We start from the raw sequence: 255 nt of genomic DNA on the forward strand, positions 1-255 counted from the left end.
GTCCCGACTTACCCTGGGCGGATCAGCCTGCCCCAGGAACCCTTGGTCATCCGGCGCACACGTTTCCCACGTGTGAAACGCTACTCATGCCTGCATTCTCACTCCCACACCCTCCACCACCGATCACTCGACGGCTTCACCGGACGCAGGACGCTCCCCTACCCACCCACACCCCCACAGGGGTGCGAGTGCCACGGCTTCGGCGGTGTGCTTGAGCCCCGCTACATTGTCGGCGCGGAATCACTTGACCAGTGA

The 255-nt window shown here is 63.9% G+C and carries 1 rRNA gene; it reads right to left on the reverse strand.

Going from position 1 to position 255, the window contains the following annotated elements:
- Positions 1-255, reverse strand: a 23S ribosomal RNA gene (locus QSK21_RS36000); the annotation flags it as partial.

The organism is Actinomadura sp. NBRC 104412 (genome assembly GCF_030269515.1).
In the GTDB taxonomy this organism is placed as follows: domain Bacteria; phylum Actinomycetota; class Actinomycetes; order Streptosporangiales; family Streptosporangiaceae; genus Spirillospora.